This window comes from Pseudophaeobacter sp. TrK17, assembly GCF_042192375.1.
Lineage (GTDB): Bacteria > Pseudomonadota > Alphaproteobacteria > Rhodobacterales > Rhodobacteraceae > Pseudophaeobacter.
Genome location: NZ_CP071700.1, coordinates 2,609,230 through 2,631,310 on the forward strand (window position 1 = coordinate 2,609,230; position 22,081 = coordinate 2,631,310).

Annotated in this window: 20 protein-coding genes; 15 read left to right on the forward strand and 5 right to left on the reverse strand. The window is 58.9% G+C overall.

Annotated elements, in window-relative coordinates; all coding sequences use genetic code 11:
* Position 1 precedes the first annotated feature (1 nt).
* Positions 2-631, reverse strand: a complete 630-nt coding sequence (locus JZI28_RS12325; RefSeq protein ID WP_375697783.1) for a DNA-3-methyladenine glycosylase I — start codon at positions 629-631, stop codon at positions 2-4.
* A gap of 70 nt (positions 632-701) precedes the next feature.
* A complete protein-coding gene (locus tag JZI28_RS12330; protein ID WP_375697784.1) occupies positions 702-1,148 on the reverse strand; it encodes a nucleoside deaminase in 447 nt (148 codons plus the stop codon).
* Between the two features lie 81 nt (positions 1,149-1,229).
* Between JZI28_RS12330 and JZI28_RS12335 the strand changes: the two genes are divergently transcribed.
* The 5 genes from JZI28_RS12335 (at position 1,230) to JZI28_RS12355 (ending at position 7,056) form a co-directional block, all read left to right on the forward strand.
* Entirely contained in the window at positions 1,230-2,492 is a 1,263-nt protein-coding gene (locus tag JZI28_RS12335; RefSeq protein WP_375697785.1) for a pseudouridine synthase, read from the forward strand.
* 173 nt (positions 2,493-2,665) lie between these two features.
* Positions 2,666-3,625 carry a 5-bromo-4-chloroindolyl phosphate hydrolysis family protein gene (locus JZI28_RS12340; RefSeq protein WP_375697786.1) on the forward strand — a complete coding sequence of 320 codons (960 nt, stop codon included), beginning with the start codon at positions 2,666-2,668 and terminating at the stop codon, positions 3,623-3,625.
* 38 nt (positions 3,626-3,663) lie between these two features.
* The gene (locus tag JZI28_RS12345) at positions 3,664-4,854 is read left to right on the forward strand and encodes a toxic anion resistance protein (protein ID WP_297341798.1); all 1,191 of its coding nucleotides are present in this window, start codon (positions 3,664-3,666) and stop codon (positions 4,852-4,854) included.
* A 36-nt stretch (positions 4,855-4,890) separates the two neighbouring features.
* Entirely contained in the window at positions 4,891-5,814 is a 924-nt protein-coding gene (locus JZI28_RS12350; protein ID WP_375697787.1) for a DUF2927 domain-containing protein, read from the forward strand.
* A gap of 54 nt (positions 5,815-5,868) precedes the next feature.
* Positions 5,869-7,056, forward strand: coding sequence for an SPFH domain-containing protein (locus tag JZI28_RS12355; RefSeq protein WP_349376685.1), 1,188 nt, complete (start codon positions 5,869-5,871; stop codon positions 7,054-7,056).
* 81 nt (positions 7,057-7,137) lie between these two features.
* Here the strand turns inward: JZI28_RS12355 and JZI28_RS12360 are convergent, their stop codons facing one another.
* Complete coding sequence (locus tag JZI28_RS12360; RefSeq protein WP_375697788.1) at positions 7,138-7,419, reverse strand: CZB domain-containing protein; 282 nt, start codon at positions 7,417-7,419, stop codon at positions 7,138-7,140.
* Positions 7,420-7,674: 255 nt separating this feature from the next.
* Between JZI28_RS12360 and JZI28_RS12365 the strand changes: the two genes are divergently transcribed.
* From JZI28_RS12365 to JZI28_RS12410, 10 genes are all read left to right on the forward strand, one after another.
* Positions 7,675-8,814 (forward strand): primosomal protein N' (replication factor Y) - superfamily II helicase, encoded by a 1,140-nt coding sequence (locus tag JZI28_RS12365; RefSeq protein WP_375697789.1) that lies wholly within the window; start codon positions 7,675-7,677, stop codon positions 8,812-8,814.
* Between the two features lie 393 nt (positions 8,815-9,207).
* Positions 9,208-9,882, forward strand: a complete 675-nt coding sequence (locus tag JZI28_RS12370; protein WP_348156030.1) for a nitroreductase — start codon at positions 9,208-9,210, stop codon at positions 9,880-9,882.
* Positions 9,883-9,976: 94 nt separating this feature from the next.
* The gene (gene dtd / locus JZI28_RS12375) at positions 9,977-10,423 is read left to right on the forward strand and encodes a D-aminoacyl-tRNA deacylase (RefSeq protein ID WP_375697790.1); all 447 of its coding nucleotides are present in this window, start codon (positions 9,977-9,979) and stop codon (positions 10,421-10,423) included.
* Between the two features lie 511 nt (positions 10,424-10,934).
* A complete protein-coding gene (locus tag JZI28_RS12380; protein ID WP_297339824.1) occupies positions 10,935-12,518 on the forward strand; it encodes an ABC transporter substrate-binding protein in 1,584 nt (527 codons plus the stop codon).
* 1 nt (position 12,519) lies between these two features.
* Positions 12,520-13,476 carry an ABC transporter permease gene (locus JZI28_RS12385; protein ID WP_348156041.1) on the forward strand — a complete coding sequence of 319 codons (957 nt, stop codon included), beginning with the start codon at positions 12,520-12,522 and terminating at the stop codon, positions 13,474-13,476.
* Positions 13,473-14,330, forward strand: coding sequence for an ABC transporter permease (locus JZI28_RS12390; RefSeq protein ID WP_375697791.1), 858 nt, complete (start codon positions 13,473-13,475; stop codon positions 14,328-14,330). Before JZI28_RS12385 ends, JZI28_RS12390 begins: the two co-directional genes overlap by 4 nt.
* Positions 14,327-15,964, forward strand: a complete 1,638-nt coding sequence (locus tag JZI28_RS12395) for an ABC transporter ATP-binding protein (protein WP_375697792.1) — start codon at positions 14,327-14,329, stop codon at positions 15,962-15,964. The genes JZI28_RS12390 and JZI28_RS12395 overlap by 4 nt, the downstream gene beginning before the upstream one ends.
* Before the next feature lie 142 nt (positions 15,965-16,106).
* A complete protein-coding gene (locus JZI28_RS12400; RefSeq protein WP_375697793.1) occupies positions 16,107-17,336 on the forward strand; it encodes a hypothetical protein in 1,230 nt (409 codons plus the stop codon).
* A 159-nt stretch (positions 17,337-17,495) separates the two neighbouring features.
* The gene (locus JZI28_RS12405) at positions 17,496-18,332 is read left to right on the forward strand and encodes an alkaline phosphatase family protein (protein ID WP_353397432.1); all 837 of its coding nucleotides are present in this window, start codon (positions 17,496-17,498) and stop codon (positions 18,330-18,332) included.
* Positions 18,333-18,397: 65 nt separating this feature from the next.
* The gene (locus tag JZI28_RS12410; protein WP_375697794.1) at positions 18,398-18,991 is read left to right on the forward strand and encodes a DUF4453 domain-containing protein; all 594 of its coding nucleotides are present in this window, start codon (positions 18,398-18,400) and stop codon (positions 18,989-18,991) included.
* A 17-nt stretch (positions 18,992-19,008) separates the two neighbouring features.
* On the opposite strand, the gene JZI28_RS12415 is transcribed toward JZI28_RS12410, so the two are convergent.
* Both JZI28_RS12415 and JZI28_RS12420 read right to left on the reverse strand, forming a co-directional pair.
* Positions 19,009-19,941: an alpha/beta hydrolase gene (locus JZI28_RS12415; RefSeq protein WP_375697795.1), complete on the reverse strand. Its 933-nt coding sequence runs from the start codon at positions 19,939-19,941 to the stop codon at positions 19,009-19,011.
* Between the two features lie 154 nt (positions 19,942-20,095).
* Positions 20,096-22,006 carry an acyl-CoA synthetase gene (locus JZI28_RS12420; RefSeq protein ID WP_375697796.1) on the reverse strand — a complete coding sequence of 637 codons (1,911 nt, stop codon included), beginning with the start codon at positions 22,004-22,006 and terminating at the stop codon, positions 20,096-20,098.
* Positions 22,007-22,081: the final 75 nt, after the last annotated feature.

A 22,081-nucleotide genomic window follows, 5' to 3' on the forward strand; every position in this document is an offset into this window, starting at 1 on the left:
GCTAAAGACCTTGTGCGCCGATCGCGGCTAGTGGAGTAAAAGTGGCCCGCGCCGCATCGGCCCGGGCGCGACACATACATCCCCTGGCGTGATCATTGATCAACCCCATGGCCTGCATAAAGGCAAAGGCGGTGGTGGGGCCGAAAAATTTCCATCCACGCTTTTTCAAGGCCTTGGACAGCGCCACCGAGTCGGCGCTGGTGGTCTGGGTCTGCGGCTCGGGGCGTGACGCGGGATCCGGCTCAAAGCTCCAGAAAAACGCGGCCAAAGAGCCAAACTCCGCAACCATTTCCTGAGCCCGGCGGGCGTTGTTTATGGTGGCTTCGATTTTGCCCCGGTGGCGAATGATACCGGTATTCTGCAACAATCGCGCCACATCACCCTCGTCGAACTCGGCCACTTTGTTCCAGTCAAAACCGCAGAAGGCGGCGCGAAAATTCTCCCGCTTGGCCAAGATCGTGCGCCAGCTGAGGCCAGACTGGAAGCTTTCAAGACAGACCTTTTCAAACAGCCGGATGTCATCGCCCACGGGGTAGCCCCACTCAGCGTCATGATAGGCGTCAAATTCTGGTGCCGAAGCGCTCCAGGCGCAGCGCGGCTGGCCGTCCTGGCCATTGATAAGTTTACTCACTCTGTGCCCTCTTTTTGGGTTTCGCTTGTGGCCATGACATCGTCCCCGCGTCTTGAAAACACTCCAGTATTTAACGCCGTTCGGCGAAAAACTGCCGCAAAATCTCTGCCGATTCCACCTCTGCAATTCCCTCATAGACCTCTGGAGCGTGATGTGCCTGCGGGTGCGAGAAAACGCAGGCCCCATGCGCCACCCCGCCGGATTTGGGATCGGAAGCCCCATAATACACACGCCGGATACGTGCCGCTGCGATGGCGGCGGCGCACATGGCACAGGGCTCCAGCGTCACATAGAGGTCAAAACCCTGCAGGCGCTCGGTCTGTCCTGCGGCACAGGCCTGTCGCAGCACCAGAATTTCGGCATGGGCAGTGGGGTCAGACAGCGCCCGGGTGCGATTGCCTGCACGGGCAACAATGGCGCCGGTTGGGTCTACCAAAACCGCCCCCACCGGCACCTCGCCCCGGCTCGCAGCGGCGCGCGCTTCTGCCAGGGCAGCATCCATATGCGACTTGAACATAGCGGCTTTGTCCTCCTCGGGCGTTCCTGCCCCGCAATGGGAGCTTTCGCAAGCCTCAGGAATGCTCTATGTCCCAGATCCATGAGCAAAGCACCCGGATCCCCCAAAGGCAAGGCCCCCGCACAGGCCAAAACCTCCGCGCAGGCCCCAGCCGCCGCAAAATCAGCCGCCAAAGTGGCTTCCGCCGCGTCCCCCACCGAGGACAGCGCCCCCGCCGGGGACCGCATCGCCAAGGTGCTGTCGCGCGCAGGCGTTGCCTCGCGACGGGAGGCCGAGCGCATGATCGCCGAGGGCCGCGTCAAGGTGAACGGCACCAAGATCGACAGCCCCGCGCTGAACGTGACAGACCGCGACCGCATTATCGTCGATGGCAAGCCCCTACCCCAGGCCGAGGCGCCGCGCCTGTGGCTGTACAACAAGCCCGCTGGGCTGGTGACCAGCAACAGCGATGAAAAGGGGCGGCGCACTATTTTTGATGAATTGCCCGAAGATCTGCCGCGGGTGATGACGGTGGGACGGCTCGACCTGAACTCTGAGGGCTTGTTGCTGCTGACCAATGATGGCGCCATCAAACGCCGCCTTGAGCTGCCCTCAACGGGCTGGCTGCGGCGCTACCGGGTGCGGATCAATGGCCGCCCGCAAGAAGCCGATTTTGAGCCCCTGCGCAAAGGCATGGTGATTGACGGCGAGCGGTTTCAGCCGATGAATGTAGCATTGGACCGCCAGCAGGGCGCCAATGCCTGGCTGACCATCGGGTTGCGCGAAGGCAAAAACCGCGAGATCCGCCGCGCGCTGGAAGACATCGGCTTTACCGTGAACCGTTTGCTGCGCCTGTCTTATGGCCCGTTCCAACTGGGCACGCTGAAACTGGGCGAAGTGGAAGAACTGCGCCCGCGCGTTGTGCGTGACCAGCTTGGGCTTGAGGCTGATGATATGGAAGAAACGCCAGCCGCCCGACCAACTCGCGGACGACCAGGCGCCAAACCGGGCCAAAGACCCAGTGGAAAACCCGGCGGCAAACCTGGCAACAAACCGGGCAGCAAATCCAGTGGCAAACGCGGCCCCCAAACTGGCGATCTGACCTTTGGGAAACCTGCTGGAAAACCAACTGGCAGACCAGCAGACGGCCCGACTGGCAGGTCCACTGGTCGACCCACCGGAAAACCAACGGGCAAACACAGTGGAAAGCCCGCAGGCAAACCCGGCTCACAGTCTGCAGACCGTTTTGGCGACAAACCCAGCGGCGCTGGCAGCAGCAACCGCACGGGCAAACCCGCGCCCCGCAGCGGTGGTGGCGGTGGCGGCCCAAAACCGCGCCCTATCGGCAAAAATCCTCGCCGCTGAGGCGGTTCAACAAGACTTCCCCCTAGCAAGTGCCCGTCGCATCCCCTAGTTTCTTAGTAACGAGAGAGATCTGAATGTTGCGAGAGGGACCCGCGTGCAGAAACTTGCCTTTGTCGCTTTGCTACTCCTGATGGTCGGCCTCAGCACCGGCTGGATCGTTGGGAGCTAAAACCATGGCAAAACAGTTTGGCGGCAAATTCAGTCCACGGGGCAGCTCGGCCACGCCCAGCTCAGGCAACACCCAGTCTGGTGCCCAATCCGGCAACCAGTCCGGCACCGCGACGACCCAGGGCGCATCGCGCCCCAGTGTGGCAATCCGCAACGCCACTCCCGATCCGGTTGGACTGCGCTCTAACTTGATGTTTGTCCCTGCTGGCCTGCTGGTGCTGCTGTCTTTGAACGATGGCGCCACTGGCTTGGCAATGGGGCTGATCGCCGCCTGTTTCTGGACGGCGGGCGCCTATATGCTGCGCGAAGGTTTGCGCGCCACTGCCACCTATGACATGCGGCGCGTCGCCCGCAAACCCGCCCTGCCCCGCAAAATCCTGGCAGCTGTTCTGGTTGGTCTCGGCGGCGCCCTTGCCGCCTGGAAAGCTGAGCCTGGCATTGTGACCGCTGCAATCTACGGGCTGGCGGCCTGCGGCTTGCACCTGGCCGCCTTTGGGCTTGATCCGCTGCAGGACAAGGGCACCGAAGGGATTGATGATTTCCAGCAAAACCGGGTCGCCCGCGCCGTGGAAGAAGCCGAGTTCAGCCTGGATGAAATGACAGACGCCGCCATGCGGGCCCGTGACCGGGACGTAGAAGAGCGCGTTGAACAGTTTCAGGCCGTCGCCCGCGAACTGTTTCGCACCGTCGAAGAAGATCCCCGTGATCTGACAGCGGCCCGTAAATACCTCACGGTTTATTTGCGCGGCGCCAAGGACGCGACGGTAAAATTTGCCGATATCTACAGCCGCAGCGGCGATGCAACGGCGCGGGCAGACTACCTGTCGCTGCTCAGCGATCTGGAAGACAATTTTGCCGCCCGCACCCGTAAAATGCTGCTCGAAGACCGCAGCGATCTCACCGTTGAAATCGACGTGTTACGCGATCGTCTGCAGCGCGAAGGCGTCCATCTGGACCGCAGCTAACACATTGCTTTATTTTCCTCTTTTGCAAGGAACCTTAAATGTCCGAGACCATTCAAAAACAAGCCGCCGAAGCCGAAGCCCAAGTCATGGCAGTGGCTGCAAATACCCTGCCAGACCCCGTCGAAGAGGTGCAGCCGCTCGCAGCCGCCACCCCCGAGGTCAGCGCCGAGATCACCACCCGCATCGGTGAAATCGACATGGGTGACAGCAACTCGATTATCCGTTTTGGCTCTGGCGCTCAGGCGGAGTTGCAAACCATCAGCCAGGCGATGCTGGCGGATGTGCGCAACAAGGACGTCGGCCCGGCCGGCGATTCCCTGCGTGGCATCGTCACCACCATTCGCGGCTTTTCCGTCTCCGAGCTGGATGTGCGTCGCAAACCCACCTTCTGGGAGCGCCTGTTGGGCCGCGCCGCGCCCTTTGCCAAATTTACCGCCCGGTTTGAAACCATCCAGAGCCAGATTGACAAGATCACCGACGACCTGCTGGGCCATGAGCACACCCTGCTGAAAGACATCAAATCGCTGGATATGCTCTATGAGAAAACTCTGAACTTCTATGACGAACTGGCGCTTTATATTGCCGCCGGTGAGGCCAAGCTGGCCGATTTGGACGCCAATGACATCCCCGCCCTGGAGGCAGCCGTCGCCGCCGCGCCTGAGGACGATCAGGTGATGCGCGCCCAGGAGCTACGGGATCTGCGCGCTGCACGCGATGATCTGGAACGCCGGGTGCATGACCTTAAACTCACCCGTCAGGTCACCATGCAATCGCTGCCGTCAATCCGTTTGGTGCAGGAAAACGACAAGAGCCTGGTCACCAAGATCAACTCGACCCTGGTTAATACCGTGCCCCTGTGGGAAACCCAGTTGGCCCAGGCGGTGACCATCCAGCGCTCGGCTGAGGCCGCCCAGGCCGTGAGCTCTGCCAATGATCTCACCAATGAATTGTTGACCTCCAATGCCGCCAACCTGCGCCAAAGCAACAAGATGATCCGCCAGGAGATGGAGCGCGGTGTCTTTGATATTGAGGCGGTAAAACAGGCCAATGCCGATCTGGTTGGCACCATCCAGGAAAGCCTGCAAATCGCAGACGAAGGCAAGGCCCGCCGTGCCGCCGCCGAGGAAGAGCTGAAAAAGATGGAAGGCGAATTGCGCGATACCCTGGCTGCGGCCAAGGCGCGCAAAGACGGGGTTGGCGACAATGCTGGCACCGCCGTTCCCGGCTGAATGATGGCACAGGCAGTAGCGGCAATTTTTCGGGCCATGCGGCCCCTTGTAGTGGCGGCCCTTGGTGGGGTCGCCCTGACCGCCTGCCTGCCCAGCAGCCCGGGGACCTCTTTGGTGCCTGCGCAACGCCCCGAAGTGGTCCCGGCCTCCTATCGCCCGCCTTCGGTCGAAAGCGCCCAACTGCGCAATTATTACCGGGTGCTGCAACAGGATCTGCTGACCCGTGGATTGCTGCGCACCGACGGGGGCGGGCCGGAAACCCCCTATGACGCCGATGATCTGGCGGAGCATTTTGAAGAGATCGCCTTTTACAATGAATATGCCGGGCGCAGCGGCAGCGGATTGACTGGCGGCTTGAGCCGCTGGTCCGGGCCGGTCAAGCTGGTGGCGGATTTTGGTCCCTCGGTGCCCGAGGCACAGCGCCAACGCGACCAAACTGTGTTGGCGACCTATGGCGCACGCCTGTCACGCGTCACCGGCCATAACATCACCACCACTGCCAGACAGGGCAACTTTCATGTGATTTTTGCCAGCGCCGATGATCGTGCCTATGTGGCTGAAAAAGTGCGCGACCTGTTGCCCAACCTGAGCGACAATGACCTGCAGCTATTTGTCAATCTGCCGCGCAGCCACTATTGTTTTGTGCTGGCCGGTGGACCACAGAATGCGCCCTTTGACTATATCCGCGGCGTTGCGCTTATTCGTGCCGAACATCCCGATCTGGTCCGCGACAGCTGCATCCACGAGGAAGTGGCCCAGGGCCTGGGACTGCTGAATGACAGCCCCAAGGTGCGGCCCTCGATTTTCAACGACGATGACGAATTTGCCTATCTGACCAGCCATGACGAATTGCTGCTCAAGATGCTGTATGATCCCAGACTGCGCACCGGCATGCGCATCGAAGAAGCCCGGCCAATCATTCGCATCCTTGCCCGCGACGTAATGGGGCAACCGCTCTGAGCACGGTGCCCGTTTAGTTTCCGATTTAGACGACAAGAGAAAAGGACCAGAAACATGGGAATATTTGACTTTCTCAAAGGCGAATTCATTGATGTCATTCACTGGACCGATGATAGCCGCGACACCATGGTCTGGCGGTTTGAGCGTGAGGCGCATGAGATCAAATACGGCGCCAAACTGACCGTCCGCGAAGGTCAGGCGGCGGTGTTTGTCCACGAAGGCCAACTGGCCGATGTCTTTACCCCCGGTCTCTATATGCTCGAGACCAACAACATGCCGGTGATGACAACCCTGCAGCACTGGGATCATGGTTTTCAGTCGCCGTTCAAATCCGAGATCTACTACGTCAACACCACCCGGTTCAACAATCTGAAATGGGGCACCAAGAACCCGATCATCTGCCGGGATCCGGAGTTTGGCCCGGTGCGCCTGCGCGCCTTTGGCAGCTATTCGATCCGGGTGGTGGATGCGGCCCGTTTTCTGACCGAAATCGTGGGCACCGATGGTGAGTTCACCATGGATGAGATCTCGTTCCAGATCCGCAATATCATCGTACAGGAGTTTTCCCGCGCGGTGGCAGGATCAGGCATCCCGGTGCTGGATATGGCGGCCAATACCGCCGACCTGGGCAAGCTGGTCGCGGCTGAAATTGCACCAACCCTGGCCGAATACGGCCTCTCCATTCCCGAACTCTATATCGAGAACATCTCGCTGCCCCCGGCGGTGGAACAAGCCATGGACAAGCGCACCCAGATGGGCATTGTCGGGGATCTGGGGCGCTATACCCAGTTTGCCGCCGCCGAAGCCATGGGCGCTGCGGCGCAGACCCCCAACAGTGGCATGGGCGCAGGGCTTGGCATGGGAATGGGCATGGCGATGGCTCAGCAGATGGGGCAACAGATGCAGCCAGAGGCAGCGGGGCAAGCCGCAGGCCCCTGGGGCGCCCGTCCCGCGCCCGCTGCAACCGCAGCTGCAGCGCAAGCGGCACCGCCGCAGGCCGCCCCCGTCGCCCCGCCGCCACCACCGGTGGAACATGTCTGGCACACGGCGGAAAATGGCACCACCTCTGGCCCATTCTCCAAGGCCCGCCTGGGGCGCATGGCGCAGGAGGGTACCCTGAGCCGCGACACCCATGTCTGGACACCGGGCCAGGACGGCTGGATGCGGGCTGGGGATGTGGCTGAACTGGCGCAGTTGTTCACCGTTCTGCCGCCTCCACCGCCCCCGGCTCCTGCCCCGTAAGGAAGCCGTTGATGTGTCAGTGGGGAGCCGTCGCACCGAAGACTCCCTGTGACGTTGGATCGGGTGAAAAAGAACCCAATTTCAGCCGTTTACTTTCCAATTCATAAGAGCGGACGTCAGCTCCTGGCTGGTGTCGTTAAAGGCCTTGCCGTCCAAGGCGGCAAGGGCAACTGCGGACTTTCCATCCGAAATTTCCTGCGCAATCTTGCCTGCGTTCTGGTGAAACTTGCCATGCAGGGCCTTGATCGTGTTGACCCGTTCCCGGTTGCGCTCGTTCGATCCAACGCTGTGCAGCCATTTGCCAAATCGGCATTTGTCGTCCCGACAGATATCCTGAACAGGCAAATTGGTCTCGTTTTTCATCGCAGCCGGTCCTTGAAGGCTACATGGGCGCGAATGGCCTCTGTGGTTTCTTCGCAGAAAGCATTATCTGACATAAACATAACTCCAGGTGGTATCGTCATTCTCCTCTAGGACGCCACACTCCTAAAAGACCATTTCGGTGTCGCTCCATAGATCGACACGAATCCGGCGACAAAAGAGGGAGATCCAATAAGGACAACCAGAAGAACGGCTGCTATAAAGCCTCAAACATCCTAGCCAGATTTAGGAGCTTCTGTGACCGACGCACCTCCCCCCCTGCCGGAGACCCTGTCTCAAACGCCCGCCACTGCCGCGCGTGAAACCAACCGGTTCCCCTGTGAGCAATGCGGCGCTGACTACCGGTTCGATCCAAAGGCCGGGAATCTGGTCTGTAGCCATTGCGGCCATGCCCAGGTTGTCCGTGACACCGGCGATCACGGCAGCCCCCTGCGGGAGCTGGACTTGAAAGCGGCGCTATCACAGCAGCTGCCCGAGGTTGAGATGGAGGTGACACGGGTCACCAGCTGCCCAAACTGTGCGGCCCAGGTGGAGTTTTCCGCTGAAACCCATGCGCTTGAATGCCCGTTTTGTGCCACACCCGTGGTGGCAGATACCGGCGAAAGCCGTCATATCAAACCCAAAGGCGTGGTGCCGTTTGAGCTGGAGGAACGCGCCGCCCATGAAGCCATGAGCAGCTGGCTAGGACGGTTGTGGTTTGCCCCCAATGGCTTGCAGGCCTATGCCCGCAAGGGCCGCGCGATGGAGGGGATTTATGTGCCCTTCTGGACCTATGACGCCGAAAGCCAGAGCCGCTATTCAGGGGCCCGGGGCACCACCTATTATGTGACACAAACAGTCATGGTCGACGGCAAGCCAGAGAGCCGCCGGGTTGCCAAAATCCGCTGGACCCCCGTGTCGGGTCGCGTGCGCCGTTTCTTTGATGACGTGCTGGTGCTGGCCTCCAAGAGCCTGCCCAAGCGCTACACTGACGCGTTGGAGCCCTGGGACCTGTCCGCACTTGCCCCCTATCAGCCGCAGTTTCTCGCCGGTTTCCGTGCTGAGGCCTATGCAGTGGATCTGGAAGAGGGATTTCAAGAAGCCCGGGCGCAGATGGACCGGGTTATCGAACGGGACGTGCGCTTTGACATTGGCGGCGACCGCCAGCGCATCGCCCAGATTGACACCCAGTTGTCTGACATCACCTTCAAGCATGTGCTGCTGCCGGTCTGGCTGGCCGCCTATAAATACCGTGGCAAGACCTATCGCTTTGTGGTCAATGGCCAAAGCGGTCGCGTCCAGGGGGAACGGCCCTATTCCGCCTGGAAGATCGCTGCCGCGGTCAGCCTCGGTCTCGCGCTCTTGGCGGTTGCGGCCTATTTCGGCGCGCAGCAATAACAGACTGGCGCCGAAATTGCTCTCCTCTCAGCTGGACCTAGCCCGGGCAGATCTCAATCCTGCGTGCCCTAGTAGTGGCTTCCAAAGCTATGTTCAGGACCGAGACATACAGCACGCCCTCGCCCGATCTTGGCGCTGGCAGCTTCGCCATCCGTATCCTCGGGCGGGCGAAAACAGCGACCAAAAGCACCGCACTGGCGCGCGCTAAAGTACCTGGTTTTACCTTTGTTTTTAGATTGGGTGCGCTTTTCACCTCGTGATGGCAAGAAGCCATCAGCTAAGGCTATCGAAACCGGTCTCGAATGGCCCTGTATCACTGTCAAATTGCCGAGCTATCCGCTTGCACAGCTCCGGGGCAGAGGCCAATGTGCCGTCAAACTACCAGGAGCCGCCATGTCCATCGATCTGTCAGACCTTCAACAGCTGTTCACTGCCCGCCATAGCTGTCGTGCCTTCTTGCCCGAACCGGTGCCGCGCGAGGTGATCGAAGGCATCCTGACCTGTGCCCAAAAGGTGCCCTCCTGGTGCAATGCGCAGCCCTGGAAGGTGACCATTACCAGCGGCACCGAAACAGACCGGCTGCGTCAGGCATTGATTGAGGCGGCGCACAGCAGTGACCACAGCCCTGACCTCGCCTTTCCGAGCGCGTATGAAAATGAGTACCAGGCCCGCCGCCGCACCTGTGGCTGGGCGCTGTATCAGGCTGTCGGGGTCCCCAAGGGGGATCGCGCGGCCTCTGAACGGCAAATGATGGAGAATTTTGCACTCTTTGGCGCCCCTCATTGCGCCATTCTGTCTACGCCGGTGGAGCTGGGAGGCTACGGGGCGATGGATTGCGGTGGCTTTGTCGCCGCCTTCACCCTAGCCGCCCAGGCTGCTGGGGTTGCAACCATTCCCCAGGCCGCCGTGGCCTCCTATGCGCCGCTGCTGCACGATATGCTGGACATCCCGCAAAACCGGCAAATTCTCTGCGCCATTTCCTTTGGCTATGGCGACCCAGATCATCCCGCCAACAGCTTTCGCACCAGCCGCGCAGATCTGCCCGAATTTGCCGAGTGGCGCGGCTGATCGCCCGGCAGACTGAAAGCTTTGTCCAGGGAGGAACAGCTAACCCCAAAGGGGCATCTGCTCCCGATCCTTCTAAACAAGAGGACCCAGCCCCATGCGCGCAGTCATTCAACGCGTTTCCGAAGCCTCGGTCACGGTAGATCACCAGATCATCGGCAAGATTGAGGCCGGTCTGCTAGTCCTGATCTGCGCCATGCAAGGCGACGACAAGGCACAGGCAGACTATCTGGCCAAGAAAATTGCCAAGCTGCGTATCTTTCAGGATGACGCAGGCAAGATGAACCGATCGGTGCTTGATATTGCGGGATCCGTTCTGGTGATCAGCCAATTTACCCTCGCGGCAGAGACCCATCGTGGCAATCGGCCGGGGTTCTCAGCTGCAGCTTCCCCGGCCGAGGGTGAGGCGCTCTACACCTATTTTGCCGACCAGCTCGCAGCCCAGGCAGTGCCCGTGCAACGCGGATCTTTTGGGGCAGACATGAAGGTCAAATTGCTGAACGACGGGCCGGTGACTATCTGGATGGACAGCGCTGAACGCTGAGCCGCGGGCGCTCAAAAGGCAAGACCTACTCTGATGTCACGGCCCGTCTCTGCTGCTGTTTACCCCACACTCCGCCCCGCGCCATCCCGGTGTCAGCCTCGCTTTGCAGCGGGAAAATCACCGGGGCGCACACGAAGCATCCGCAACAAAATGGTCGAAAACCGACCAATGCCCCACCATGGATTCTTTTCGTTTTGGTGACCAAATGCCTCTTCCGCTCTCTGGTCGGGGCAAAAACACCTGCGTTGCGTCACAAAAGTCAAAAACTCATCAGTTAAGAAAAATAGGGGTCGAATGCAGGTTTACCTCACAAATGCGGCATGACACCTTTAGAAGGCGACACCAGACAGATTTCGGGGCTTTGCAGAAGTTTCGCCAAACGAGGTCTGTCGTTATTAAAGCTTGCGAGGTCGCGGCAAATGCGCAAATCTTGGCGCATCATACAAGAAATTAGCCGCTGAGATCGCTGACCGTGATTGCAAGCTGCAGGAACTAAAACTGGGAGACATCGATGAACGATCACCTTCATTATCTGGCGCGCCATGCCGCAGCCGGTAAACTGAGCCGCCGTGATTTTATGGCAAAGGCCGCCGCACTGGGCTTTAGCGCCGCTGCAGCCGGCACTTTGCTGACCACCGAGGCCCGCGCCGCAGGTCCACAAAAGGGTGGTACCATCCGGATGGGCCTGCAGGGGGGTAGCACCACTGACAGCCTGGATCCGGCCCTGTCCACCAATATGGTCAGCCTGATGATGATCCGCCTGTGGGGTGAGGCGCTGGTTGAGCTGAACGACGATGGCGGTCTGGACGGCAAAGTGGCCGAAAGCTATGAAGCCTCTGCAGACGCCAAGGTCTGGACCTTCAAAATCCGCAAGGGTATCACCTTCTCCAACGGCAAAGCCGTCACCGCAGAAGATGTCGTGAAGACCATGGAGCGTCACTCTGGCGAAGACACCAAATCAGGTGCGCTTGGCATTATGCGTGGCATCAAAAACGTCTCTGCTGATGGCGACACCGTTGTTTTTGAACTGGAGACGCCAAACGCTGACCTTCCCTATCTGATGGCGGACTATCACCTGGCGATTCAGCCCGGTGGCGGCATGGATGATCCGGCTGCCGCAATTGGCACCGGCCCTTACATCATCAAAGACGTCGACATGGGTGTCCGCATCGTGGCCGAAAAGAACCCCAACCACTGGGATGACCTTGGCAATGCTGATACCATCGAACTGATCGTCATCAACGATAACACCGCCCGTGTGGCTGCCCTGCAGTCCGGCCAGGTGGACATGATCGACCGGGTACCGCCACGCACCGCCAAGCTGGTAGACCGGGCGCCCAACATCAAAGTGCACTCCACATCAGGCCCCGGCCACTATGTGTTCATCATGCACACCAACACGGCCCCGTTTGACAACAACGATGTGCGGATGGCACTGAAGTACGGCATCAATCGTCAGGAAATGGTCGACAAGGTTCTCAACGGCTATGGCTCGATCGGCAACGACAGCCCGATCAACTCCTCCTATCCGATGTTCACCGCGGTTGAGCAGCGTGAGTTTGATCCTGACAAGGCCATGCATCACCTGAAGAAGTCCGGCCACGATGGCGAAATCCTGTTGCGTACCTCGGACAACTCCTTCCCCGGCGCGCCAGATGCTGCGGCGCTGTTCCAGCAGTCCTGTGCCAGTGCCGGTATCGACCTGAACGTCAAGCGCGAGCCAAACGATGGCTACTGGTCCGAGGTCTGGAACAAGCAGCCTTTCTGCACCAGCTACTGGGGTGGCCGTCCAACCCAGGATCAGATGTTCACCACCGCCTACCTGTCCACCGCAGACTGGAACGACACCCGTTTCAACAACGAACAGTTCGACCAGTTGCTGTTGGCAGCCCGTGCCGAACTCGACACTGCCAAGCGGACACAAATGTACGCGGACATGGGTGAAATCCAGCGTGACGAAGGTGGCCTGATCTGCCCAATGTTCAACGACTTTGTGGATGCGACCTCTGATCGTCTGGATGGCTGGGCCGAAAACTCCAAAGGCCAACCACTGATGAACGCTTATGCCCCAATGAAAATGTGGGTGAAGGCATAAGATGCCACTTATCATCAAACTATTGGCCCAGCGCATTGCGCTGGGCCTCGTCCTGCTTTTCCTCGTTTCCGGCCTGATCTTTGCCGGCACGATGATCCTGCCGGGTGATGTCGCGCAGTCGATCCTGGGCCAATCGGCCACTCCTGAAGCGCTAGCGAACCTGCGCGCAGAGCTGGGGCTGAACGACCCCCCGTTGCAGCGCTATATTCAATGGCTCGGCGGTGCGATTACCGGCGATCTGGGCACTGCCTTGACCAGCGGCGCCGACATTACTGCAAGCATAGCGAAACGCCTGTCCAACACCCTGTTCCTGGCCTTCTGGGCTGCGATCATTGCGGTGCCGCTGGCGATTTTCCTCGGCCTTCTGGCAGTGCGGTTCAAAGACCGCTGGCCCGACAAGCTGATCTCAGCCGTTACCCTGGCCTCTATCTCTATTCCCGAATTTCTCATCGGCTATGTGCTGATGTATTTGATTGCAGTGAAGCTGCGCTGGTTTCCATCGGTTGCAATGATCAACGACAGCATGTCCCTGGGGGATAAGCTCAGCGCCATTGCCCTTCCCGTCACGGTGCTGACCCTGGTGGTTCTGGCCCATATGATGCGCATGACCCGCGCCGCGATCCTGAACGTGATGCAATCGGCCTATATCGAGACGGCTGAACTGAAAGGTCTCAACGGTTTTCAGGTGATCTTTCGCCACGCCTTCCCCAATGCGATTGCGCCTATTGTAAATGTTGTGATGCTGAACCTTGCCTATCTAGTGGTCGGCGTCGTGGTGATCGAGGTGGTCTTTGTCTACCCCGGCATGGGCCAGTATCTGGTGGACCATGTCTCGAAACGCGATGTGCCGGTTGTACAGGCCTGTGGTCTGATCTTTGCCGCCGTCTATATCGGTCTCAACATGGTGGCTGATGTCGTCGCAATCCTGTCGAACCCCCGTCTGAGGCATCCAAAATGAAGAATATCCCAATCTCCGCTATGATCGGGTTGTTCTTCACGGCCCTCTATTTTCTGGCAGCAATTTTTGCACCACTGATCGCCCCCTACGGCATGGCCGAAGTTGTCGGTGATGTCTGGGAACCCTCCCGCATCGAGATCATGCTGGGCATCGCGCCCGATGGTGTCACCGAAGCCAACTACTGGCTTGGAACTGACAATATCGGCCGCGACCTGCTGAGCCGCATGATCTATGGTGGGCGCACCACCATCTTTATCGCCACTGCGGCGACGATCCTGTCCTTTACACTGGGCTCCACCCTGGGCTTTTTTGCTGCCGTGGCCGGTGGCTGGATTGATCAGGGGCTGTCGCGCTTTGTTGACCTGGTGATGTCGATCCCAACGCTGATCTTTGCCCTGGTGGTTCTGTCCGTGATGCCGGTGACAGTGCCGGTACTGATCCTGGTCATGGGGCTGCTGGATTCCACCCGTGTCTACCGTCTGGCCCGCGCCGTTGCGGTGGATATCGAAGTCATGGACTACGTCGAAGCAGCCCGCCTGCGTGGCGAAAAAACCGCCTGGATCATCTTCCGTGAAATCCTGCCCAATGCGCTGTCCCCTCTGGTGGCCGAAATGGGGCTGCGGTTCATCTTTATGGTTCTCTTTGTCTCTACCCTTTCCTTCCTTGGGCTTGGCATTCAGCCGCCCGAAGCGGACTGGGGCGGTATCGTGAAAGAAAACAAAGACGGTATCGTCTATGGCATTCCGGCGGCCCTGATGCCCGCCTTTGCCATTGCCACACTGGCCATCTCGGTCAACCTGGTGGCTGACTGGGTGCTGAACCGAACCACTTCTTTGAAAGGAGGCCGCGGATGAGCGAACCCCTGCTAAAAGTACGCGGCCTGAAGATCGGCGCAACGGCCTATCCTCCGGGTGAAAAACCCCATGACATCGAAATCGTGCATGGGGTGGATTTTGACGTCCAAAAGGGCAAGGTGCTGGGCCTCATCGGCGAGTCCGGTGCAGGTAAATCCACTATCGGCCTTGCCTCCATGGCCTATGGTCGTGGTGGTGTAAAAATCACCGGGGGTGAGGTCTGGGTCAATGGCCGCGACATCATGCAATCCAGCCTGGGCGATATCCGCAAGCTTCGCGGCGGTGAGGTGACATATGTCTCACAATCCGCAGCGGCCTCATTTAACCCCGCCAAAAAGATCATTGATCAGGTGGTAGAGGCTGCCGTCGAGCAGAACAAATTCAGCCGTAAGGAAGCAGAAGAACGCGCTCGGGTGTTGTTTGAGAAACTTGGCCTGCCAGATCCAGAAAACATTGGCGATCGTTTTCCCCATCAGGTGTCCGGTGGCCAGCTGCAGCGCTGCATGACGGCGCTGGCGCTGTGCCCGGAGCCGGATCTGGTGGTGTTTGATGAGCCGACAACGGCGCTGGATGTGACCACCCAGATTGATGTGCTGATGGCAATCAAGGAAGCCATTCGCGATACGGGTGTTGCGGCCTTGTATATCACCCATGATCTGGCCGTTGTGGCCCAGGTCAGCGATGACATCATGGTGCTGCGCCACGGCAATATGGTGGAATACGGACCTGTTGATCAGATCATAAACAACCCACAGGAAGAGTATACACAAGCGCTGGTTTCTGTCCGCTCGATCGACCACGAAGAAAAATCTCCCAGTGGCGATCCGGTCCTGAGCGTGCGCAATATCACCGCCCGCTACAAAGGCACTCAGTTTGACGTTCTGCATAGTGTGAATGTGGATCTCTACCCGGGCCAGACTCTGGCTGTGGTGGGGGAATCCGGCTCGGGCAAATCGACCCTCGCCCGTGTCATCACCGGTCTGTTGCCTCCGCGCGAGGGGGAGATCGAATTCGCTGGTCGTGTGCTATCGCCCGATCTGGCGGGACGCTCCCGCGAGGATCTGCGCGAATTGCAGATGATCTACCAGATGGCGGATGTGGCGATGAACCCGCGTCAGACCGTGGGCACCATTATCGGCCGTCCGCTGGAGTTCTATTTCGACATGAAGGGCGGCGAGAAGCGCAAGCGGATCATCGAACTGCTGGATGAAATCGAACTGGGCGAAGACTTCATTGATCGCTACCCGGCCGAACTGTCGGGCGGGCAAAAGCAACGTGTCTGCATCGCCCGTGCCCTGGCGGCCAAGCCCAAGATGATCATCTGCGACGAGGTCACCTCGGCGCTCGATCCCCTGGTGGCCGATGGTATTCTCAAGCTGCTGCTGGAGCTGCAAAAGGTCGAAGATGTTGCCTTCCTCTTCATCACCCACGATCTGGCGACTGTCCGCGCCATCTCTGATTCCATCGCGGTGATGTATCAGGGTAAGGTGCAGCGCTATGGCGGCAAGAACCAGGTGCTTAGCCCGCCGTTTGATGACTATACCGATCTTCTGCTCAGTTCTGTGCCCGAGATGCGTCTGGGCTGGCTGGAAGAGGTCATTGCCAACCGTAAAATGGAAAGTGCCGGCAACTGATCCGGCTGCCCTTTTTACGCTAAAACCCTTCAGGCCCGTGCAATTTGCACGGGCCTGCGTCGTTTTGGATCTATACATTCCATTTTAGGCATGCTTATATATTCCATAATTGGAATATTATTATCATGTTAGGAATAGGCCGATGACCAAATCTCGCTCCCCTGCTGGCGCCGCCGCAGATCAAAGCTATTCTCCGCTCTACTTTCTTGCCTCCCTCGGCGCTGGTGGTCTGACTGTCACCTTCTTTATGTACCTGATGTTCTGGGTGCCCCATCCCAGTCGCCCCGCTCCCGTCTTTGAAGACCTCATGGCGGTGTTTGCCAGGGATAGCCTGCCTTTGAAAGGCGCCGTGGTGCTGGCAATGCTGGGGATTGCTGTCTTTGCCTTTTTGAACGTGAAGATGTTGCTGTGGAACTTTGCAGCGCTGTCGCGGTTTAAAAAGACCGATGCCTATAGCGACCTGTGCAAAACCAATGGCGAAACGACCCTTCTGGCAGGTCCATTGGCCACAGCGATGACCATCAATGGGGGCTTTATTGTTGGCCTGGTCTTTGTGCCGCAGCTCTGGAGCGTGGTTGAATATCTGTTCCCCGCAGCCATGGTGGCCTTTCTGGCTGTGGGCATCTGGGCCTTCCGCCTGATCGGGCATTTTCTGGGCCGTACTCTTGCCGAAGGTGGCGCCTTTGACATGACGGCCCATAACTCCTTTGCCCAACTGCTGCCCGCCTTTGCCCTGTCGATGGTGGCCGTGGGCCTGTCGGCCCCGGCAGCGATGAGCGGCAACAGCCTTGTGGTTGGCGTCTCCCTGGTGCTTTCGACCTTCTTTGGGGTCACTGCAATGCTCTATGCGGCCTATGCCTCTGTCACTGCCTTCTCCTCCATGCTGATGCATGGCACCGCGCGCGAGGCTGGCCCCACACTGATGGTGATCGTGCCGCTGCTGACTGTGCTGGGCATCACGATGCTGCGCCAGAACCACGGGCTGCATGCCAGCTTTGACGTGCATGGCGCCCCGGCTGAAACCTTGGTTCTGCTGGCGCGCATCCTGACCATCCAGATTGTCTTTTCGCTGCTTGGCCTTTTGGTGATGTCCCGTCAGAAATATTTCTCTGACTTTGTCTTTGGCGACAAACTGTCTGCTGGCTCTTATGCGCTGGTCTGCCCCGGTGTGGCCCTGTCGGTTATGTTGCATTTCTTTATCAACAAGGGTCTGGTTGGCACCCAGATCGTCGACAAGTTCAGCCTTTCCTACTGGGCTCTCACCGCCTTGGCCCTGGCTTTCCAATGGGCGATGATTGCGCTGGTGCTGCGCCTCAACCGGCAGCATTTCAAAGGGGTGGCAACTGCAGCAACTGCGGTGCCAGCTGAGTGACCCAGGCAATTCACTCCGGAAATTGGCCCTGGCAATTGACCTGACGAAAAGCAAAAAAATGACGGGTGGCGGCTTCGCCATCCTTTTTTTGAATGGTAATTCAAGTTCTCCTCGCAATGATGTGTCTAGGACGCCCGGCGGAACAAAAGGATTCGGATTATGAACAACAAATTGCTTCTCATCATTTTGGATGGAGTCCCCTATCGCAACTTCCGCCGTCTGTTTGGCAACCTGGAAGGCTGGGTCGACAGCGGTGAGGCGAGGGTGTGGAAGCTGCGCTCGGTGCTGCCCTCCATTTCTGCCAGCTGCTATGCCTCGATCCATACAGGTGTCGCGCCCGCAGAACACGGCTGCACCGGCAATGGCAATGTCTTCAAGCTGAGCCACAAGGACGTCTTTTCCCAGGTGCGCGAGGCCGGCGGCACCACCGGTGCAGTGGCCCATAGCTTCTGGTCGCAATTCTTCAACCGCCATCCCTTCGACTATGTGCGTGATATTGAGTACGACGAGCCCGACAATGCCACCATCAACCATGGCCGCTTTCACACCATGACCGGCTATGGTCACGACAACCAGATGACCCCCTCAGATGTGGATCTGTTTGGCACGCTGACCAATCTCTGCCTACGCTTTGGTCTGAATTACGGCATGCTGCACACCTGCACCCTGGACAGTATGGGGCATCGGTTCTTCCATGATTGCCAACAGATGGACCATGCCTGTTTTGTGATGGATGAGATGCTGGCCCCCTTTGTCACCAAATGGCGGCAACTGGGCTATGAGGTGATTGTCACCGCAGACCATGGCCAGGATGAACGTGGTCATCACGGCGGACGCAGTGCGCTCCAACAAGAAACCGCGCTCTACTACTTTGGCACGGCCGAGGGCCCTGACAAGGACGATGTGATTGACCAGCGCCAGTTGGCACCAACAATCCTGGACAGGCTTGGTGCCCCGATTGCCGATACCATGACGGCAAAGCCCTTTCTGAAATAGGCCAAAATCCTGCGCCCCTCTCTCCTTTGGCCAGCGCCGCATTTGGAGAGAGGATCGCGCCGCACATGAAAGACGTTTACATGAACCACTTTTATTCTTCTCTTATTTCAGCTCTTGGCGCGGTGCTGCTCAGCGCATCCTCAGCCACCGCCAATGACTATTGTGAGGATCTCTGGTTCACGCGCAATGCCATCATGGACCGGGCTGGCTATTGCTTTGGCTCGCCCCTTGGTCAGGCCATTTTTGACAACAGCGACTGCCTGGGAAAGTCCGTATCACTCAGCAGCGATGACGAGAAAAGAGTCACCGAACTGCAGCGCCTGGAGCAGCAAGAGCAATGCAGTGTCGATACAGCAAAACGGCATCTTTCCCTGGACGATTTAGGGCTGCGCAAAGGCCTGTGGCATCTGCACTTGCGAGACCTGTCCGGAAGCGCCTGCATCGGCTGGCTGGGTCCCCAGGTCGGTCTACGCATGGGACACAGCCAAGATGCTCCGATCATCGGAAAAATCAGCCCGGGCGACACCATTGGCTACAACTACCTTCCCGAAGACGGCTGGGACTACGTGCAGGTCTATGACAGCAATTGGTCGCTGAAATCGGCAGGCTGGACCGATCTGGCGGTCTCCCCCAAGAGCTGCCGAGACATCGCAGGCTAGACGGTCACTGGCATCTATCAGTCGTAGGCCCAGATCCCCTGCCCCAGCGCCTCTACCGCGGCTGAGATGCGCTCAAAACTGTCGCGCGCGCGCCCAACCGAGTGGCGGGCGCGCAGAAACCCGTGCACCAGCCCCGGCTCGTTGATCCAATAGGCCTTGCCCCCGGCTGCCTGGATCCGGTCCCGGTAGTCCCGGCTATCATCGCGCACCGGATCACAATCCGCCGAGACCAGAACCGTCGGCGGCAAACCGGTAAAATCCTTGTCCTGTAACGGCGCGAAAGTAGGATCAGGCCCCAGATCGCCTTTGGGGCGGCGCACATCCATATAAAAGAGGATCTCGTCACGGGTCAGCATGGGGGCCTGCGCGTGCTCCAGATAGGAGCCGGCATTGATGTCGCCTCCAAAGGCGCCGTAGATCAAAACCTGTCCCATAACTGCCGACGACAGTTCGGTATCCGCCCGTGCGGCATGGGCCAGCGCCGCACAGAGATTGGCCCCAGCGCTATCGCCCATCAGGACAACGCCTTTGCCATAGGTTGCAACCACCCATCTGAGCGCCGTCCAGGCGTCTTCGAACATGGCCGGGTGCTGGTGCTCGGGCGCCAGGCGATAGTCGACCGCAACCACGCGGTAGCCGGTTTGCGCGCAGATTTCGGCGCAGACATCATCGTGACTGTTGAGATCACCCACAACAAAGCCACCACCATGACAAAACAGCACCGTGCGACTGGGATCACCCGCCGTATAAATTCGCACCGGCACATCAGACACCCTGCGGTCTTCGCTTGTCACCAGATCGGGGCGCGGTGCCAGAAATTCCCGCGCCATATCATTGTAAACCCCGCGCTGCTCTTCAATGCTAAGCGCAACAGCGTCCTCGGGATAACATTCCCCGGTCTTGCGGATGAAGGCCCAGGTTTCTTCGTCGATTAGTCTCTCATAGTCCATGCCTGGCCCTTCAGTATCGTGGTTCTGGGCAACAGCCTAGGCCAGAGCACCGGGGCAAGGGAATGGTCAAAGCGCAAAAAAAGGGCACGCCCTGCTGGCGCGCCCTAAACAAATCCGTCCCGACCGAATGCGGTGGTCGTTACGCGTTTCTCACTCAGCTGGCCAAAGCGGCCTCTGCGGCCATGTGTTCCCAAGGGCGGGTAAAGCCGCCCAGCACAGCGGAGATGTCACCGTCACTGGCGCCATTGGACTCCAGCTGCGCCACCAGACCGCGCTTTTTATCGTCAATCACAGCGACGACCCGCGCCGGACAGGACGCCTTCAGCAGGGCCTCGTTATAGACGCGGGTTATGGCATGTTTGCGCAGATCCGGTTTGAAGATCTTGCCCACCGCCGTTTTTGGCAGCTCGTCCATAACCGTCAGGTGTTTTGGAATGGCGGCGCGCTCATGCACGTGGACCTTGCAATACTCCAGCAGCTCCTCTGCTGAGGTCTTAGCTCCCTCGACAAGTTCGACAAAGGCACAGGGCAGTTCGCCCGAATGGGCGTCTGGCTGGCCAATGGCACCGGCAAAGGCAACGGCCTCGTGGCCCAAAAGCGCCTCTTCGATTTCAGCCGGGTCGATGTTGTGACCACCACGGATGATCAGATCCTTGGCCCGGCCAGTGATCCACAGGTAGCTGTCTTCGTCAAACCGCCCCAAATCCCCCGTGCGCAGATATTTTTCCTTATAGTAAAGGTCGACGTTCTTATCCGCCTCGGTATAGGTATGGCCTGCGTACACACCAGGGTTGGAGATACAGATCTCGCCCACTTCATCGGTGCCACATTCCACCAGCCCGTCGGCAGTTCCCTTGACGATCTTCACATCCGTATAGGGGAAGGTGATCCCGATCGAGCCGATCTTTTTCTCTCCATCTACCGGGTTACAGGACACCAGACAGGTGGCCTCGGTCAGGCCGTAGCCTTCAATGATATTGATGCCGGTGGCATCCTGAAACCGGCGGTACAGCTCAACCGGCAGCGGTGCAGAGCCGGAAAAGGCGGTTTTTACCGTCGAGATATCCGCATCCACCGGGCGCTGCATCTTGGCCGAGATCGCCGTGGGCACGGTGATGATAAAGGTGATTTTCCAGCGCTCGATCAGTTTCCAGAAATTGTCGAACACCCCATCGCCACGATAGCCCTGTGGCGTCGGGAACACCACATGCGCGCCTGAGGCAACCGAGGCCATGATAATGACGTGGCAGGCAAAGACGTGGAACAGTGGCAACGGACACATGATGTTGTCGTTCTCAGTATACAGCAGCGTGCTGCCGATCCAGCCGTTGTAGATCATACCAGAGTATTTGTGCTGAGCGACCTTGGGCATGCCGGTGGTGCCGCCAGTATGGAAGTAGCAGGCGACACGGTCCGTGGTGCTGTCGGCAAAGGTCAGTGTGGTTGGCTGTTTGCGCATCTCGCCACGCAGGGATTTGTAATCAGCGTGGGCGACTTTGTCTTTGTTTTCCAACTTGGGACGCACCAATGGCACGATCCAGGATTTTGGCGGCGTCAGGTAGCGGTTCAAATCCACTTCCAGAACAGTATTAACACCCGGTGCGTGCCGCACCGCCTCGACCACTTTCTGTGCCACGTCAGTCTTGGGGAAAGGTTTCAGCGTCACCACGACCTTGGCCTTGGTTTCGCGCAGGATTGAGGCAATCTGTTCGGGTTCCAACAGTGGGTTGATCGGATTGACGATCCCCGCAACGGCCCCCGCCAGCATGGTGACAAGGGTCTCGTTACAGTTAGGCAGCACATAGGCCACCACGTCTTTTTCCCCGATGCCCAGCTCGCGGAACAAATTGGCCGCTTGCGTCACCTGATCCTTAAGCTGGCTCCAGCTCAGGGTTTCCGCCTTATCGGTGGGACCAGAAAAGATCTGATAGCTTACCGCATTGTTATTGGGAAACTTGTCTGTTGTACGTGACAACAACTGATACAGAGTGACCGGGTTGTCCCGCTCCTCCCAGCTCGCCTCGTTCTCCATCGCAATGCTGTCATCTATCGTGGCAAATGCCATTGTAATCCTCCCCTGATCCCGGCTTTAGCCGGGAAACTCCTCTTCAGCCCCAATCTGAGGGCAAAAGCCAGATCG